The 14877-nt window shown below is 69.3% G+C and carries 12 protein-coding genes; 4 read left to right on the top strand and 8 right to left on the bottom strand.

Going from position 1 to position 14877, the window contains the following annotated elements:
• Positions 1–75: 75 nt before the first annotated feature.
• Both ACI2K4_RS00345 and ACI2K4_RS00340 read left to right on the top strand, forming a co-directional pair.
• Entirely contained in the window at positions 76–513 is a 438-nt protein-coding gene (locus tag ACI2K4_RS00345) for a winged helix-turn-helix transcriptional regulator (protein WP_404507610.1), read from the top strand.
• Between the two features lie 163 nt (positions 514–676).
• Positions 677–1807 carry a sulfotransferase family protein gene (locus ACI2K4_RS00340; protein WP_404507609.1) on the top strand — a complete coding sequence of 377 codons (1131 nt, stop codon included), beginning with the start codon at positions 677–679 and terminating at the stop codon, positions 1805–1807.
• A gap of 22 nt (positions 1808–1829) precedes the next feature.
• Here the strand turns inward: ACI2K4_RS00340 and ACI2K4_RS00335 are convergent, their stop codons facing one another.
• From ACI2K4_RS00335 to ACI2K4_RS00305, 7 genes are all read right to left on the bottom strand, one after another.
• The gene (locus ACI2K4_RS00335) at positions 1830–5018 is read right to left on the bottom strand and encodes a non-ribosomal peptide synthetase (RefSeq protein ID WP_404507608.1); all 3189 of its coding nucleotides are present in this window, start codon (positions 5016–5018) and stop codon (positions 1830–1832) included.
• Entirely contained in the window at positions 5015–6049 is a 1035-nt protein-coding gene (locus ACI2K4_RS00330; RefSeq protein ID WP_404507607.1) for an NAD-dependent epimerase/dehydratase family protein, read from the bottom strand. The genes ACI2K4_RS00335 and ACI2K4_RS00330 overlap by 4 nt, the downstream gene beginning before the upstream one ends.
• 37 nt (positions 6050–6086) lie before the next feature.
• Positions 6087–7178, bottom strand: coding sequence for a cytochrome P450 (locus ACI2K4_RS00325; RefSeq protein WP_404507606.1), 1092 nt, complete (start codon positions 7176–7178; stop codon positions 6087–6089).
• Between the two features lie 4 nt (positions 7179–7182).
• The gene (locus tag ACI2K4_RS00320) at positions 7183–8055 is read right to left on the bottom strand and encodes a 3-oxoacyl-ACP synthase III family protein (RefSeq protein WP_404507605.1); all 873 of its coding nucleotides are present in this window, start codon (positions 8053–8055) and stop codon (positions 7183–7185) included.
• A 473-nt stretch (positions 8056–8528) separates the two neighbouring features.
• Positions 8529–9005 (bottom strand): hypothetical protein, encoded by a 477-nt coding sequence (locus ACI2K4_RS00315; RefSeq protein WP_404507604.1) that lies wholly within the window; start codon positions 9003–9005, stop codon positions 8529–8531.
• Between the two features lie 2 nt (positions 9006–9007).
• On the bottom strand, positions 9008–9364 hold the full coding sequence (locus ACI2K4_RS00310; RefSeq protein ID WP_404507603.1) for a PadR family transcriptional regulator: 357 nt from the start codon (positions 9362–9364) through the stop codon (positions 9008–9010).
• A 184-nt stretch (positions 9365–9548) separates the two neighbouring features.
• On the bottom strand, positions 9549–10526 hold the full coding sequence (locus ACI2K4_RS00305) for a hypothetical protein (RefSeq protein WP_404507602.1): 978 nt from the start codon (positions 10524–10526) through the stop codon (positions 9549–9551).
• Positions 10527–11275: 749 nt separating this feature from the next.
• Between ACI2K4_RS00305 and ACI2K4_RS00300 the strand changes: the two genes are divergently transcribed.
• Positions 11276–12226 (top strand): helix-turn-helix domain-containing protein, encoded by a 951-nt coding sequence (locus ACI2K4_RS00300; protein ID WP_404507601.1) that lies wholly within the window; start codon positions 11276–11278, stop codon positions 12224–12226.
• A 216-nt stretch (positions 12227–12442) separates the two neighbouring features.
• Positions 12443–13396, top strand: a complete 954-nt coding sequence (locus tag ACI2K4_RS00295; RefSeq protein ID WP_404507600.1) for an alpha/beta hydrolase — start codon at positions 12443–12445, stop codon at positions 13394–13396.
• Between the two features lie 268 nt (positions 13397–13664).
• On the opposite strand, the gene ACI2K4_RS00290 is transcribed toward ACI2K4_RS00295, so the two are convergent.
• A complete protein-coding gene (locus ACI2K4_RS00290) occupies positions 13665–14714 on the bottom strand; it encodes a class I SAM-dependent methyltransferase (RefSeq protein ID WP_404507599.1) in 1050 nt (349 codons plus the stop codon).
• Between the last annotated feature and the right edge of the window lie 163 nt (positions 14715–14877).

Below are 14877 nucleotides of genomic sequence, written 5' to 3'. Positions count from 1 at the left end.
GCGTCCACCGGATTTAGTCCGGCTTTCCAATACGCACTTTGAAGTCAGCTACTGACGGATAAGGAACAGACAGCCATGGCGAACTTCCCGGGGGCCGAACTCGCGCAGCGCGGGGTCGCACCGGACTGCGTACGGACGATCGAACTCGTCCGTGACGTACTGGCGCGGGTCGGCGACAAGTGGACGCTGCTGACCATCACGGTCCTGGCGTCCGGCCCGCTGCGCTTCACCGCGCTGCACGAGCAGGTCGCCGGCATCTCCCAGCGGATGCTCAGCCAGACGCTGCGCGCACTCACCCGCGACGGGTTGGTGACCAGGTCCGCATATCCGGAAGTACCCCCGCGGGTGGAGTATGCCCTGACGCCACTCGGCCGCTCGCTGAGCGAGGCCGTGGACGGACTCGTGCGCTGGATCCGCGACCATCAGGGCGACATCGCCGGAAACCGCGACGAGTTCGACCGGGCGCCGTCTGCCGCAGGACAGCCCGTCGGCGGAGGCGTTCGCCGCCGGTGATGGCAAGCCGGCCGGTGACGACGCGCATCGAGAATCCGCCCTTGACTATGATCAACTGCTTGAGCGTCGCCGACCTGATCTGGACGGGGTGAAAGTGGACTCTCAGCCGAGGGGGCCGATGCCGGCGTGGTGGCTGGGACCGTTCAACAGCCTCCTCCGACCGGTGTATCGCAGGCTGGTCTCGGGAGATCCGTTCGCCGCCGCGGAGCGGGCCGCCGGTCGTCGGACGGGGTTGGCTCCGGCTGGCGACGAGGCGTACCGGGCCGACCTGCGGGTCTTGCACCGACAATTGCTGGCCAAGCCGGCGCTCTCACCGCTGGGCGGTCTCGCGGCGCAGTCGGAGATCACTCGTCGGATGCAGACCCGGCTGAGCGTGCTGCACCTGCTCGACGGGGACCCGAGTATCGAGGCCGCGCCGGTGCGGGCGCCGGTCTTCGTCACGGGTCTGCCCCGTACCGCGACGACGCTCACGCACCGGCTGCTCGCACAGGCGACGGCGGTGCGCGCGCCGATGCTCTGGGAACTGCTTCGTCCGGAGGCGGGCGCGCGGGGGAAGCGCCAGAGTCTACGAGCCGCGCGGTGGATGAGCCGGATGTATCACGCCAGCGTGCCCGCCACCCGGGACATCCACCCGTCGTCGGCGACGTCGGTCGAGGAGTGCACGTTCCTGCTGCCGCAGACCCTGATGTACGAGATGATGGGACCGATACCGGCCTATCGTCAGTGGTACACCGAACGCGACCCGAGCCCGGACTATCGATACCTCAAGCAGCAGCTCCAGGTCCTGCAACACGGGCGTCCGGATCGGCGGTGGGTCCTCAAGTCACCGTTTCACCTGGCGAATCTCGACCCGGTGTTCGACACGTTCCCGGACGCCACCGTCGTGTGGACCCATCGCGATCCGGCGGTGGCGCTGGCGTCGTGGTGCAGCCTGATCGAGGCGAACATGCTGATGTACAACGAGCGGGTGGACCGCGCGGAGATCGGTGCCACCTGGTTGCCGATCTGGGCGGACGCGACCGCACGAGCGACCCGGGTACGGCAGCGGTTTCCGGACCGCTTCCATGATGTGGCCCATGCGTCCCTGAGCGCCGACCCGGTGGGCGTCACGAGGGAGTTGTGGCGTCGTCTCGGGATCGACGCGGACGCGGCCTCGGTCGACCGGCTGATCACCGAGGCGGGCGTGGACGGCCGCCGCGTACCGGGCCGGCACCGTTATCCACTCGAACGTTACGGTCTGAGCCGGGCCGAGGTGGAGGCCGCCTTCCGGACCTCGGACAGCCGCCGGGGCTGAGCAGCGGGCTGTCTGCCGGTCCTCAGGGCGTCGGGGTCGATCGCGCGGGTAGTGGCGCCGGGTCATGGGCGTGGCGTGCCTCGCGCAGCAACCGGCTCACCGTGCCGAGTGTGGGGGCGGCGATCACGGCTCGCATGGCCGAGACGAACTCCTCGTCGGAGACGTTACCGACGCTCCGGAAGATCTGGTCCAGCATGTTCAGCAGCGTCAACGAGTCGCCGCCCAGGTGATGGAAGTCGGCGTCCGGGCTGTCCGGGTGGACGGTTGTGCGCAGCACCCGGGACCAGACTTCCGCGACGGCGGCGAGGGTCGGATCCGGAGCCTCCGACGACAGCTCGACCGGAACGCCGTACGCCTCGCCGGGAACGCCGTACGCCTCGCCGGTCGAACCGGGCCCGGCCGCCTGGGCGAGCCGAACGGTGTCGATCTTGCCGTTGGGAGTCAGTGGGAAGCCGTCAACAACCAGGATCGTTGCCGGCACGAGGTAGGGCGGAAGCAGGTCGACCAGGTGCGTACGCAGCTCGGCCTCGGTGACCGGCGCCCGGGACGTCAGATAGGCGTGCAGTTGGTTCGCGTCGGCGAGCACCACCGCACGCGTCACCGCCGGGTGTTCCTCCAGTCCGGACGCGATCTCCCCGGGCTCGATCCGGTAGCCGCGAACCTTCACCTGGTCGTCGACGCGACCCACGTACTCCAGTAGCGCGTCGGTGCGCAGCCGGGCGAGGTCGCCGGTCCGGTACGCCCGCTCGCCGTCGGGCAACCGGACGAAGCGGTCCCGGTCCAACTCCGGCCGGTTGAGGTAGCCACGGGCGAGCTGCTCCCCGGTCAGGTGAATCTCGCCGACCGCTCCCGGCGCCACCGGCGTCCCGTCCGCGTCGAGCAGCAGTACGCCGGTGCCGGGGACCGGCTCACCGATCGGCACCGCCCCGGTCGGGTCGTCCCGACCGGCTTCGAAGGTGCCGGTGACGCACCCGATCGTCGCCTCGGTGGGGCCGTACTCGTTGACGATGACACACTCCGGACCGAAGATCCGCTGAGCCTGGGCCGCCACGGTGGTCCTGAGCTGTTCGCCGCCGACCACCACGGTCCGTACGCCGGTCGCCCGCACGCCGAGACGGTCGATCAGGTCCAGGTGGGTCGGCGTGAGCTTGAGCGCGTTCACGTCGCCGCGAGTGAGCATCCGACGCAGGGCCGGCGGGGTCGGCGTCCCGGGCACCAGTTCCACGCTGCCACCGGCGAGCAGGGGCAGGAAGAGTGCCGTGCCGGCGAGGTCGAAGGCGAGCGAGGTGAACAGGGCGAAGCGGGTGCGGGAGTTCACCCGGTAACGAGGTGTCGCCCAGGCCGCGTACGCGGTCAGGTTCCGGTGTTCGACCTGGACACCCTTCGGCTGTCCGGTCGACCCCGACGTGTAGATCACGTAGGCCAGATCCGTCGGTCCGGGCAGGGTCGGCGGCACGGCGGCACCGGCCGGTGGCAGATCCTCCAGCGCCAGGACGGAGCCCCCACCCGGGCTGCCGGACCAACCGTCGAGCCGGTCGGCGTACGGAAGCTGGGTCAGACAGAGCGCGGCGTTGGCGTCCTCGAGCATGAACGCGAGCCGCTTCGGTGGGTACGACGGGTCGAGCGGCAGGTAGGCGGCTCCCGCCTTGAGGATGCCCCAGAGTCCGGCGATCCCCTCCGGGGTGCGGTCCGTCAACAGGCCCACCACCGTTTCCGGGCCCACCCCGAGCAGGTGCAGCCGTTGCGCCACCACGTCGGCGCGCTGGTTCAGCTCGGCGTAGCTGACCGCCCCCGCCGGACCGGTCAACGCGACCGCGTCCGGGCTGTGCCGGACACGGCGTAGGAAGAGTTCGACCACCGTCGGTGCAGGACGCCCCACGGTTGGTGGCGGCGTACGGGTGGGGCCGTCCGGTATCCGGCCACGGTCGACGGGTGCGGTACGGGCAACGGCCGACGGCCGCGGCGGCCGCGTGGTCAACCCGACGGCTACCGCTTCCAGCAGCGCCCCGGCGGCACGATCGGCACCGGCACCGGCACCGGCACCGACACCGACACCGGCCGGATACGACATGGTCAACTCGATCCGGCCGGGCAACCGGGTGGTGCTGAACGAGACGGGGACGAAGGGTCCGTACGCCGGGAGGCTGTAGACCGTGCCAGCGGTGAACGTGTCGGCGCTGAACTCGGTCGGGTCGACCCGGCCGAGGTCCGACACGGCAACCGAGCAGAGCGCGCGGTTCCAGCGCCGGCTGACCCGTTCGGCGGCGGAGAGGCCGGCGCGCAGGAGCGGCCGGGGCAACCACGTGGCCCACGCCTCGGCGGCGGAGACCGCAAGCTCCCGACGTTGCGCGAGCGCGTACAGGAGCAGTTCGTGAACTTCCTCCCAGGGCTGCCCCGGAGCCACGTCGAGGAAGACGGGCAGGCTCAGGTTGCCGGTCGAGCGCGGTTCGGTGCTGAGGGCTGGTCCGTTCTCCGAGGTCGGCCCGGTGGGCGCGGCCGGGCCGGAGAGGTGCCGGCGGAGGTCCACCGGCACCATGACCCGGGACGGTTCGCCGATCGCCGTGACGGTCGCGGTGGCCATCCGGGCGACCAGCGCGTGCCGGTCACCCTCGACCGTGGTACGCCGCCAGCGGTGACGGCGTCGCGCGGTGACCCCGACGAGGGGGCTGCGCGAACGCAGTGGAGTGGACAGCCGGGCGGGCGACGGGGTGAGCCGGTGCCGCAACCCGTTGTCGGTCAACGTCGACCGGGCGCCGACCGGCGGCTCGCCCCGCAGGGCCCGGAAGATGTCGGCGGCCCAGCCGAGCGTGCCCGAGGCGTCCATGGCCACGTGCGCCGCTCGCAACAGCACCGTCGTCGTCCCCGTACCGCCGGCCGATCCGCCGGCCGGCGGCACGCCGTCGACCAGCAGCACCTCGCTCAGCGGACCAACGCTCGGGTCGAACGGACGGCGCAGGGCGTCGCTGTCGAGATCGAGCGAGGGCAGGACGGTGACCGGTGGCGTACGGCCGCTGTCGACCCAGAGCCCCGCGCGCTTCACGAGCCGCGCACCGGGGCAGGCTTCCGACGCGACCGCCACCGCCTGACGTAGCCGGGCCGGGTCGATCCGGCCCTCCCCCTCGACCACGAGTTGAATCGCGAACGGCGACACCAGCGGCGCGGTGGCCAGGTAGCCCCGCTCGATCGGGGAGACGGAGCGGGTGAACCTCATCGCCGTACGCCCCGGACCAGTTCCCCGACCCCGCCGATCTCGTGAACCCAGGCCACGAGTTGCGCCAACCCGCTCTCGAAGTCGACCACGGGTCGGTAACCGAAGTCCCGGCTCGCCGCGCTGGTGTCGTACGTCGACGTCCGGGTCAGCAGGGTCAGGCCGTAGCGGGATATCGGTGGCGGCCGACGGGCCGCCAGCAGCGGCACCCGCCAGAGCAGCTCGGCCAGGCCGACCATGCCGGCGAGCAGTACCGGAGAAACCCGGCGCGACGGCGGAGCCAGTGCGAACAGTTCGGCGATCCGGTCGATCAGGGCCCAGACGTCGACGCCCGTGGCGTCGGCGACGAAGTACGCCCGACCACCGACCCGGTCGGACTCGGCCGCCAGCCGACAGGCCAGCGCGGCGTTGCGGCAGTAGCAGAGGGAGGCGTACACGGGTTCCGGGCCGGAGAGGTCGGGCAGGCTGCCCTGCGCCAACCTGGCGACCAGCCGGGGTAGGAAGCCGGTCCGGTCCCGGGGACCCCAGACGCCGCGCGGCCGGATCGCGCAGGTGGTGAGCTGGGAGCTGTTCGCGCCGAGCACGATCTGCTCCGCCGCCGCCTTGGTCTCGGAGTACAGGTTGAGGAACGTTTCCGGATAGCCGACGCGCTCGTCGGTGTCGAACTGGTGCTCGCCGTTCATGACCGCGCTGGGGCTGCTCACGTAGACAAAACGCGGGACGGCGCGACCTTGCGCGGCGGCCAGCAGGTTCTCCGTGCCGGTGACGTTGGTGGTCCAGAACTGGCGCCGGGTGCCGAAGTCCTGCACCCGGGCGGCGAGATGGTAGACCACGTCCACCCCCTGACAGGCCGCCCTCAGCGCGGCGGAGTCGCCCAGGTCACCGAGCGCGAACTCCACCCCGGGTACGTCGCGCAGGTGACCGAGGTCGCTGTTCGGCCGGACCAGTACGCGTACCCGGTCGCCTCGCCGGACGCATTCGTCGACCAGGTGCCCGCCGAGGAAGCCCGAACCTCCGGTGAGCAGGGCTCTCATCGGGTCCTCCCCCGCGTCCAGCCCTCGGCACCGTCGCTCACCGCGCGACCGCCCGTACCCGCAACGTCGCCCAGGCCGGTAGGGCGGCCCGCCGGTCCGCCCGGGCCCGCACCACCGTCGGCCGGTATGGCGCCAGGGCGGCGAGGGTGTCGGCGAGCTGGGCGCGGGCGAGTCCGGCCCCGGGGCAACTGTGGGTGCCGGCCCCGAACACCAGTTGGGCGATCCTCGGCGCGGTCGGGTTCACCGGGTCCGGCCCCGACAGGTGTGCGCGGGCCGCGTGCCGAGCGACCAGGATCAACCGGTCCCCGGCGTGTACCGGACAGCCGCCGATCTCTCCGGGTGCCGCCACCGCACGCGGCAGTACCGGGCTGGCGACGGTGACCCGCAGCAGTTCGGTGACCAGCTTCGGCAGCAGCTCCGGGTCGGCCGCGTGGGACCACAGCCGGTCGTCCGCGCACCAGGCGACGGCCCGGGGAATCGTGGCGACGGTGGTGTTGACCGCCGCTACCGCGATCATGCTGGCCAGGCCGTCGCCGGTGTTGGCGCCGCGCAGCAGGTCGGCGAGCCGGTCGACCGCGACCTGGGTGTTCCGGTCCTGCCCCGCCCTGCGCCAGCCCGGTAGCTGCTCCCGGGCCGCCTCGGCGGCGGCGGCCCGAGCCGCGCTCGCCACCAGGAGTGGATCGACGTCCAGGTCCAGCAGCGACACCGTTGTCGTGCCGGCCATCTCGGCCACGATCTGGACCAGGTCGACGGTCCCACCGGCCGCCAGTGGCGCCAACCGCTGCCGCAGGAGTTCCTGCCACACCGGACGTATCCGGGCGACCCCGGCGGAGTTGAGCATCGAGGAGGCATCGCGCCGGGCCTGGCGGTGTGCCGCGCCCTCCTGGTCGAACAGAAGCTCACCGCCGGTGAGGCGGCGGGCGCTGCCGCCGGTCGTGCCGGCCGCTGTGCGGTCCAGCACCAGGCCGGTCATCGCCTGGACATAGGCGTCGGTCTCGTTGACCAGCACGGTACGGCCCAGCCGCAGCACCGGCCAGCGCCGGACGGCGGCCATGATCGCGAAGAGCAGTGGGTGGCTGCGCAGGTAGACCTGCCGGTCCCGGCGCCGCCCCGGTGACGTGGTTGCCATGACCTCAGGACTTCTCCCACACCATCGTCATCATGCTGACGCCACCACCGAGCCCGACGAAGAGAACTCGGGAGCCTCGGGTGAGCTCCTGGTCGATCTGGGCGAGCTGCACTCCCATCGTGGCGCTGGCGATGTTCCCGAGCCGGGGCACGGTCACCACCAGCTTCTCCTTCGGCACGCCGGTCAGCTCGACGAAGCGGGTCAGATAGGGGAGCGTGACCTGGTGTACGAGCACTCTCTCGTAGTCCGCCCAGGAAAAGCCGGTACGGTCGCGCACCTCGCGGAGCACGTCCAGACCGATCCGCTCGAAGACCGCCCGCAACTCCCGACCGTCGCCGTGGAAGTAGGTGTGTTCCTCGTCCCGTGGATGGCGGGCACCGCCACCGGCGATTCCGCCCGCCGTCCAGTGCTCCGAGAAGGTGGCCGTGTGGACATCGAGGATGCCGCCGGCCGGCACCTCCTCGACGAGCACCGCCGCCCCGGCGTCGCCGAAGGTGTAGCCGGCGAACGAGGACCGGATCTGCTCCACACCGGACACCCGCATCCGCATTGCCCGGGTTGGTGTCTCGCCGGTTACCACCAGGGCCCGCCGGGCCCGTCCGGCCAGGATGAACGCGCGCGCCGTGTCGATGCCGTTGAGGAAACTGTTGCACGCGTTGGCCAGGTCGAAGGTGTGGGCCCGGGTGCCCAAATCGGCTTGGACCAGGTGTGCGGTCGCGGGCTCGGCCACGTCCCGCGAGGCGGAGGCAAAAATCAGCAGGTCTATGTCCGACGGTGCGATCCCGGCTTTGTCGAGCACCGCACGCCCGGCGCGTACGGCCAGAGTGGAGGGGTGTTCGTCTGGGCCGGCGACGTGGCGGGTGTCGATTCCGGTCAAGCGGTTGAACGTTCTCGGCGGGAGCGTCAGGTTACTTGTCAGTTGGATATGTTCCTGTAGCTCTGCGCTTGTCATCACCTGTTGCGGCAGGACTGCGGCGGAAGCGGTGATGCCAACCCGCGTCGTCTTCCTCATGGAGAGGTCAGTCCCAGGGTCGATCATGTGAGCGATCTTCGCGCATTCACCAGGCGAGGTACAGCGACCGGAACCCAACGGGTACGTGACGGACAACACCTGAATTTCGGGCGGATCGAAACGTGTCAAGGATCAGCGGCGAGCGGGAGTCGATCTCTCTTTTGTGCACTGAATAGATAACCGTTGGCGAGATCGGCGGCGACTGCGCACTCGCCATCAAGCGACAGGACCGGGCCGGATACATCGCCACAATGGAGCTGCCGATAGACGTGCATCGGTCTCACCGTGGCTCACCCAGCATGGGTCGGGGCTCGCCCGTCACGGAGCCCGACGCACCGTCACCCGGCCAGATCATCGCCCGCTGTGCGCCTGCGGCGATCACCCGCCGCCTGCAACCGGGCTGCGACGGCGGCGGCCACCACCGAAAGAAGTGTGAGCAGCAGGGCCGGCGCCACGACACCGGTGATGTCCTCCCCGGTTCCGTGGGCCAGCACCATGACCGTCGCGATTCCTGCCACCGTCAGGCCGCCGATGGCCAGCGCGGCGTACTTGACGATCCTGAAGACGTTGGTTGCGTTCCCGTCCATCGTTGACCTCACCATGTCCGTTGCACGCTCCCGGACGACACCCGCGAACGTGTCGATGAAGATCCAGAGAATGAAGGCGGCGGATCCACGGCCCTCGGTTCGGGTCCGTTCACCGCACAGGTCGGTGAAGGTCTGCTCCATGCTTTCGGAGAAGCGTTCGCGGTACGGGCGCGGATAGAGGCCGAGCAACCTCCGGTACCAACGCCGGTACCGTGCCTGTCCAGTCATGGCTAGATTCCCGTCGGGTCGGGCAGCAGAAACCGCTCATGGGCGACCGCGACGACCTGGCGGTACCGCTGAAGTTCCGCCGCGAGGGTCTGCTGACCGAGCGCGGTGATGCCGTAGTAGACGCGACGTTCGTCGTCCAGGTTCGGGTCGACCTTCTTGTCACTCTCGCGGATCAGGCCCGCCTCACTCATCCGGCGGATCGAGCCGTACAGCGTTCCTGGGCCCATCCTGACCTTTCCCCGGGAGTCGGACTCCACCTGTTTCATGATCCCGTAGCCGTGACGCTCCTGGGTCGAGAGCGCAAGCAGGATGTGGAGCACCGCCGGGGTGAGGGGTCCGCCGGTTCTGCTACTCGCCATGAATCCACACTATATCCGTGACGGACATAGTTCAAGCCAAACCTCCGGTCTTCGCGAGTACGGACACGTGAGGGTTCCAGCCACCCACTCGGATCAGCCGGCAGGCGACTGATGTCGCCTGCCGGCTGTCCGACGCGCGTCAAAGCGCGGCTGGCGGTTCCGGCTCGTTCAGGGGCGAGCCGCGCTACGGCCCTTCGAAGGTCAGATACGGCAGCGTCATGGTGTTGATCACCACCGGGGTCGCACTGGCGAAGTCGGTGCCGCCGTGCCACCGGACGCCACTCGGGCAGAGACACTCCCACTTGACCTGTTGACCGCCGAGGATCATGGGCCGAACGTGGTGGTTGGCGTCATCGTCCTCACCGAAGGCCACCACCTCCCCGGTCGCCACGTTGCGCATCACCAGCCGGAGCGGCCCCGGTGGCTCGTCCGGGACGTGTACGCCGACGTACGTACCGTTGGAGAGGCCGAAGAGGTAGGGCTCGGCAGCGTCGATCGTCGCCGGCACCAGGTCGGCCAACAGCCGGTTGCCCACCTGCCCGCTCCACTGGTAGGGATGCTGGTCGGACTTGAACAGCAACGGCCACTCGTACGGGCCCAGCCAGTCGATGCGGAACGAGCCGTCGTCGGCGATCGGCGAGTAACGCAGGTCGCGGTTGTTGTCCGGGGTCGGGCTGACGATGCCGACGGTGCCGTTCACGATCTGCCGCCCCGGACCAGGGCGCCGTTGTCCGACAACGGTGGCTCGGTCATCCAACTTGATCTTCGGCACCGGCTTCGTCTCGGCGAGGTCCAGCGTGACTCGCCGGGCGGTCTTCTGCGACCCGGTGCCACCGTCCGGGCCGACCCACTGGGCGCCGTAGCGGCTGCCGGAATCCGGCAACACAAACAGGTTGTACGTCCCGGCGGCCGGCACCTCCAGCCGAACACGGCCGTCAGCGTCACTGCGGGCCGGACAGAGGTCCGGCCAACCGAAGGTCAGCACCGGGGTGGCGAAGACACAGACGCCCGCCACCGGAAGATCGGTGGCGCGTGCGACAAGCCTGGTGGTGATGGTCGCACCGGTGGCCTCCACCGCCTGTGCCGGGATGCCGGCGGCCAACACGCCGACGAGCACCGGAGCGAGCACCAGCCCGAGCCGGTGCGGCAGGGATCGCTTCATGCTTGCTCCCGACGGTCGTTGGAAAGGGGTCCGGGAACCGCTCGACCTCCGGGTCCCGTGCAAGCAAGCTAGCCGTTCGGTTGGACGGAGCACAGTGGACAACCGGCCAGACGATCACCGGCCGGTCCGGGTCGTCCACGCGAATCGCCCCGGCGACGGATGGGCTGGACCCGAGGGGAGATCGATACCGTAACCCCACGCGGGACAGCACCGGGCGGTAAACGGGGCGAGGCGCTCGACATGGATTCCGCGCTGCCCGAGGAGTCGGTGAGGTGGCTCGGCTTCGTCCGGCGGTACATCGACATGGAGTGGCCGGGCGCCGCCGAAGTCGCGGGAGAGCACAACCGGTGCACTGGCAACCGTGACCGCCGCGCTCGCACGGGACGCATGCGGCCAGCCGGATCCTCCGCCGGCCGCTCGGGGACTCGACCGGCCAGCGGACATCGCCACTGCCCTGCGTTGGCTCGGCAGGCGTCTCATCCGCTGACCGCGCGCGGTGGTCCGTCCGGCGTACGCCTGGGACCACGTTCTCGGGTCGCTCGAAGAGTGCGACTTCGTCCGGTTGACTCGTAACTCAGCAGGCGAGGTCACCGGGCCGACCGAGAGCATGCTGTATGACACGGCACACCGCGGCGATCGACACCGCCGGCACCCGAAGCACTCCCACTCCCACTCCCACTCGCGCTCGTCGCCCGGTTTCAGGCGCGGTCACGATCGAGGTTGGGACCAGACTGGCTAAAATGAATACTATGTACGTTCGTAACTTTTCGGGCGAGGAGCTGGAGCAGGTCGCCAGCGACAGTTTCATGCCGGTGATCGCCCGAACGGGTGCAGGCTTTCGGGGACGCATGACCCAACAGAGGCTCGGAGCAGCGGTAACGCTCACCCGCGCACGCTCGGGGCCGATGCGGACCATCAGGACAGATCGGATGGCCGCCAGGGCATCAGGGAGCGACCTGATGACCTTTTGCGTACACGTGAGCGGTCGAGGTTACGTCCACCAGCACGGGCGGTTCGCCGAGCTGACCCACGGCTCAGCAGTGTTGTACGAGGCGCGCAGCCCTTGGGAACTGGCGTCTCCGGCCGACAGCCAGAGCCTGGCTCTGCAATTCTCCCGCGACCTGCTCCCGCTTCGCAGCAGCAAGATCACCGAAAGCTGTGCGCGTGAATTGAGTCCGGCGTCGCCCGCCGTGGGGATACTCGCGGAGTACCTGGACCGGTTGGACGGTCTTGCCGATGATCTCAGTGGCGACCAGCGGATCGATGCTGGCCAAGCCGCGATCGATCTGCTCGTCATGGCCCTGCGTGACGTGGCTCCCACCGTATCCATCGGTGATGGCTCGACGAAGGTGCTGCTGGAGATGCTGCAGGCGCACGTACGAGACCATTTCGCCGACGCACTGCTCACCGTCGAGGAACTGGCGCGACGGCACCACATGTCGGTGCGGCATGTCTACACCCTGTTCGAATTGGCCGAGACGACGCCGGGTGCGTTCATCCGAGAGCAACGACTGCGGGTAGGGGCGAGCATGTTGACCGACCCGAGATACGACAGGCTCACCGTGCCCAAGATTGCCCAAGCGGCCGGGTTCCTCGATCCGCGAACGTTCGAGCGAGCGTTCCGACGTCAGTACGGGATGGCCCCGGGTGGCTGGCGCCGGCAACACCGTGCCACCGAATCTGGACCCGGACTGACCTGACCTGTCACGGCACTGCCGGGCCCTGACGGCCGTAACGGCCGTAACGGCCCGGAGCCGTAGCGGCAGCGGACGGAAATGGCCGCACGACGAGCAGGAAACGCCGTACCTCCCGAAGCACCGGTGTGGTCAGATCGATCAACAGCAGTTGCAAGGCGCCTGCCAGGGGGTGATCACCTCACCCTTTGGCTGCCGTGCCGCGCACATGAGGAGGTAACCGTGGCGTACACCGTCGACCCCGAACTGGCCGCCATCCAGCACATGCTCCCCAAGGCGGATCTGTCCGACCTGCCCGGCGCACGTGCGCTGTCCCGACAGTTTCTGGAACAACGTCCGCCCTACGAGCCCAACCGTGAGCTGAGCATCAGCGATAGGTTGGTTCCTGGCAGCAATGGCGGACCCGACGTCCCCATCCGGATCTTCGCCCCCGCGAAGCGAAGTGGGCTGCTCCCCGGTCTGATTTATTTGCGGTCCAGCGGATTCTCGCTGGGAAGCCTTGGTAGCGCGGATACCCCGGCGAGCCGGATCGCCGACCACTTGGACGTCGCGGTGATCGCCGTCGACTACCGCTTGGCACCGGAGCACCCCTACCCTGCGGCACTCGACGACAGCTACGCCGTACTTGAGTGGGCCACGAGTTCACCGGCTGCTGACCTCGCGATCGACCCAAGCCGGGTCGCCGTTCTCGGCGACAGCGCCGGAGGCGGTCTTGCAACTGCCCTGTCTATGCTCACCCGCGACCGGCAGGGTCCCACCCTTATCGCCCAATTCCTCGACGCGCCGACCATTGACGACCGCTGCAACACCCCTTCGATGAAGCAGTTCACGGACACACCCATGTGGCGCGCCCCGGATACTCCGATCATCTGGCAGTACTACCTCGGCCGGATCGAGCGCGGCGCCGACCAGACGCCAGTCTACGCAGCCCCGGCCCGGGCCACCGTCAAAGACCTGGTCGGACTCCCTCCGGCGTGGGTCGCCACCTACCAGCTTGACCCGACCCGCGACGAGGTCTTGGCGTTCGCGAACCGGCTCATCCAGGCCGACGTACCAACGGAAATGCATCACTACGCCGGGGCCTTTCACTTGGCACATACGATCCCCGGAACGTCGATTGGGGAACGCATCCACGCCGACAAGCTGTCGGCGATCGGCCGGATATTGGGTCGGTAGCGTTACCGGCGCAAGAACGGCGACGACTATGCGAACAGCGGATACGGTGTGATGCCAAGGCGGTCGGCGAAGGAAGCGCGCTGGCCACCGGCGGCGCCCGTGGCGCGGGCGCGGCCATCGCCCAACGGTTACCGGAGGCTGGCGTGCTCGGCACCTGGCGGCGGACACCGAGCCGCTGCCGCTTTGGTTCGTCGTCACGCGTGGCGTCACGTGTGGCGTCGCGTGTGGCGTCGCCACCACCCGACCACGTGCCGAACTGGATGCCCTCTCACGCGACGAGTTCGTAGAACCGCCAGTACGGGGTGTCGATCGGCAGCACCCGTACCTCGGTGAAGCCCGCCTCGGCGGCGTACCGACGCAGCGTCGACGGACGCATGACCATGCCGGTGGCGGCGGACCCCGGCTCCATCGCGTCGGGCAGACACGCGAGGAGGCTCCAGCCGAACTCCAGTTGCTCGTACGCCGTCCCCGGAACCGTGAACTCGTCCTCGGTCCGGGTGTCGATGACCAGTACGGAGCCACTGTCGGCCAACGCCTCGCGGACCGCCCGCAGTGCCGCCACCGGCTGCGCCATGTCGTGCAACGCCTCGATGATCGTCACCAGGTCGTAGCGCTGCCCGGCGCCGAAACCGGCCGCGTCGCCCGCCACGAAACGCACCCGGTCCGCGACGCCGCTGTCGCGCGCGTGCCGCTTCGCCTCCTCGATCGCATCGCCGTCCAGGTCGATGCCGTCCACCGACGCCTCCCGGTACGCCTGCGCCATGGCGACGCTGGACCAGCCGGTGCCGCAGGCGATGTCCGCGATCCGCGCTCCCGGCACCCGTAACCGCTGGTCGAGTTCCGGGATCGAGGGCAGCCACTGCTTACCGAGCAGGTTCAGAAAGACTGCCCGGTTCGCCTCGGCCCGGCCTTCGGGTCCCCAGGGCATCGCCGGGGGCGCGTTCCCGGCACGGTACGCCTCCACCAGTTCCGGCAGCCGCCGTCCGAACCGCGCCAGGTTCAGGGCATTTCCGGTGCTGTTGAGAAGCGAGTCGGGATCCGCCAGGACGGGCACGTGCTCGGCCGGTAGCCGGTACCGGCGCGGCTGCGCCCGTACGTCCTGGACCTCGACGATCTCCCGGACCGCTTGATGACTCAGCCATTCTTCGCAGTATCGGGACGCGGTGCCGCTCCGTTCGGCGAGATCGTCCGCGGTGAACCAGTCACTACTGGCCATCACCCGGTAATAGCCGAGCTGGTCGCCCAGATAGACGGCGTACATTTCCAGCGCGCCGATGGTATCTTGAAAGAGTCGTTCGGCGAGAGCGTCAGAATTCATCTCCTGATTAACGCATGCCGCGTCCACCAGGATCCATTGCCTCGCTATCGCTGTGCCCAGGAACACAACTCCCGGTAATAACTGTCATCCGGATCGACAGAACTGCGGGACCATGGTTGTCGATCGGACGCGCCAACTCCCACTCCACCCGTGGCCCGAGGCG

Origin of the sequence: Micromonospora sp. NPDC050397 (assembly GCF_044901685.1) — a bacterium.
GTDB lineage: Bacteria > Actinomycetota > Actinomycetes > Mycobacteriales > Micromonosporaceae > Micromonospora_G.
Note: the sequence above shows the minus strand (reverse complement) of the source record. Positions and strands in the feature narration are given on the sequence as shown.

Bases quoted from the DNA above. Each gene is read 5' to 3' on its own strand.
- ACI2K4_RS00330 (WP_404507607.1), bottom strand. From the start codon at position 6,049: ATGAGAGCCCTGCTCACCGGAGGTTCGGGCTTCCTCGGCGGGCACCTG.
- ACI2K4_RS00300 (WP_404507601.1), top strand. From the start codon at position 11,276: ATGTACGTTCGTAACTTTTCGGGCGAGGAGCTGGAGCAGGTCGCCAGC.
- ACI2K4_RS00335 (WP_404507608.1), bottom strand. From the start codon at position 5,018: ATGAGGTTCACCCGCTCCGTCTCCCCGATCGAGCGGGGCTACCTGGCC.
- ACI2K4_RS00315 (WP_404507604.1), bottom strand. From the start codon at position 9,005: ATGACTGGACAGGCACGGTACCGGCGTTGGTACCGGAGGTTGCTCGGC.
- ACI2K4_RS00310 (WP_404507603.1), bottom strand. From the start codon at position 9,364: ATGGCGAGTAGCAGAACCGGCGGACCCCTCACCCCGGCGGTGCTCCAC.
- ACI2K4_RS00305 (WP_404507602.1), bottom strand. From the start codon at position 10,526: ATGAAGCGATCCCTGCCGCACCGGCTCGGGCTGGTGCTCGCTCCGGTG.
- ACI2K4_RS00325 (WP_404507606.1), bottom strand. From the start codon at position 7,178: ATGGCAACCACGTCACCGGGGCGGCGCCGGGACCGGCAGGTCTACCTG.
- ACI2K4_RS00290 (WP_404507599.1), bottom strand. From the start codon at position 14,714: ATGAATTCTGACGCTCTCGCCGAACGACTCTTTCAAGATACCATCGGC.
- ACI2K4_RS00345 (WP_404507610.1), top strand. From the start codon at position 76: ATGGCGAACTTCCCGGGGGCCGAACTCGCGCAGCGCGGGGTCGCACCG.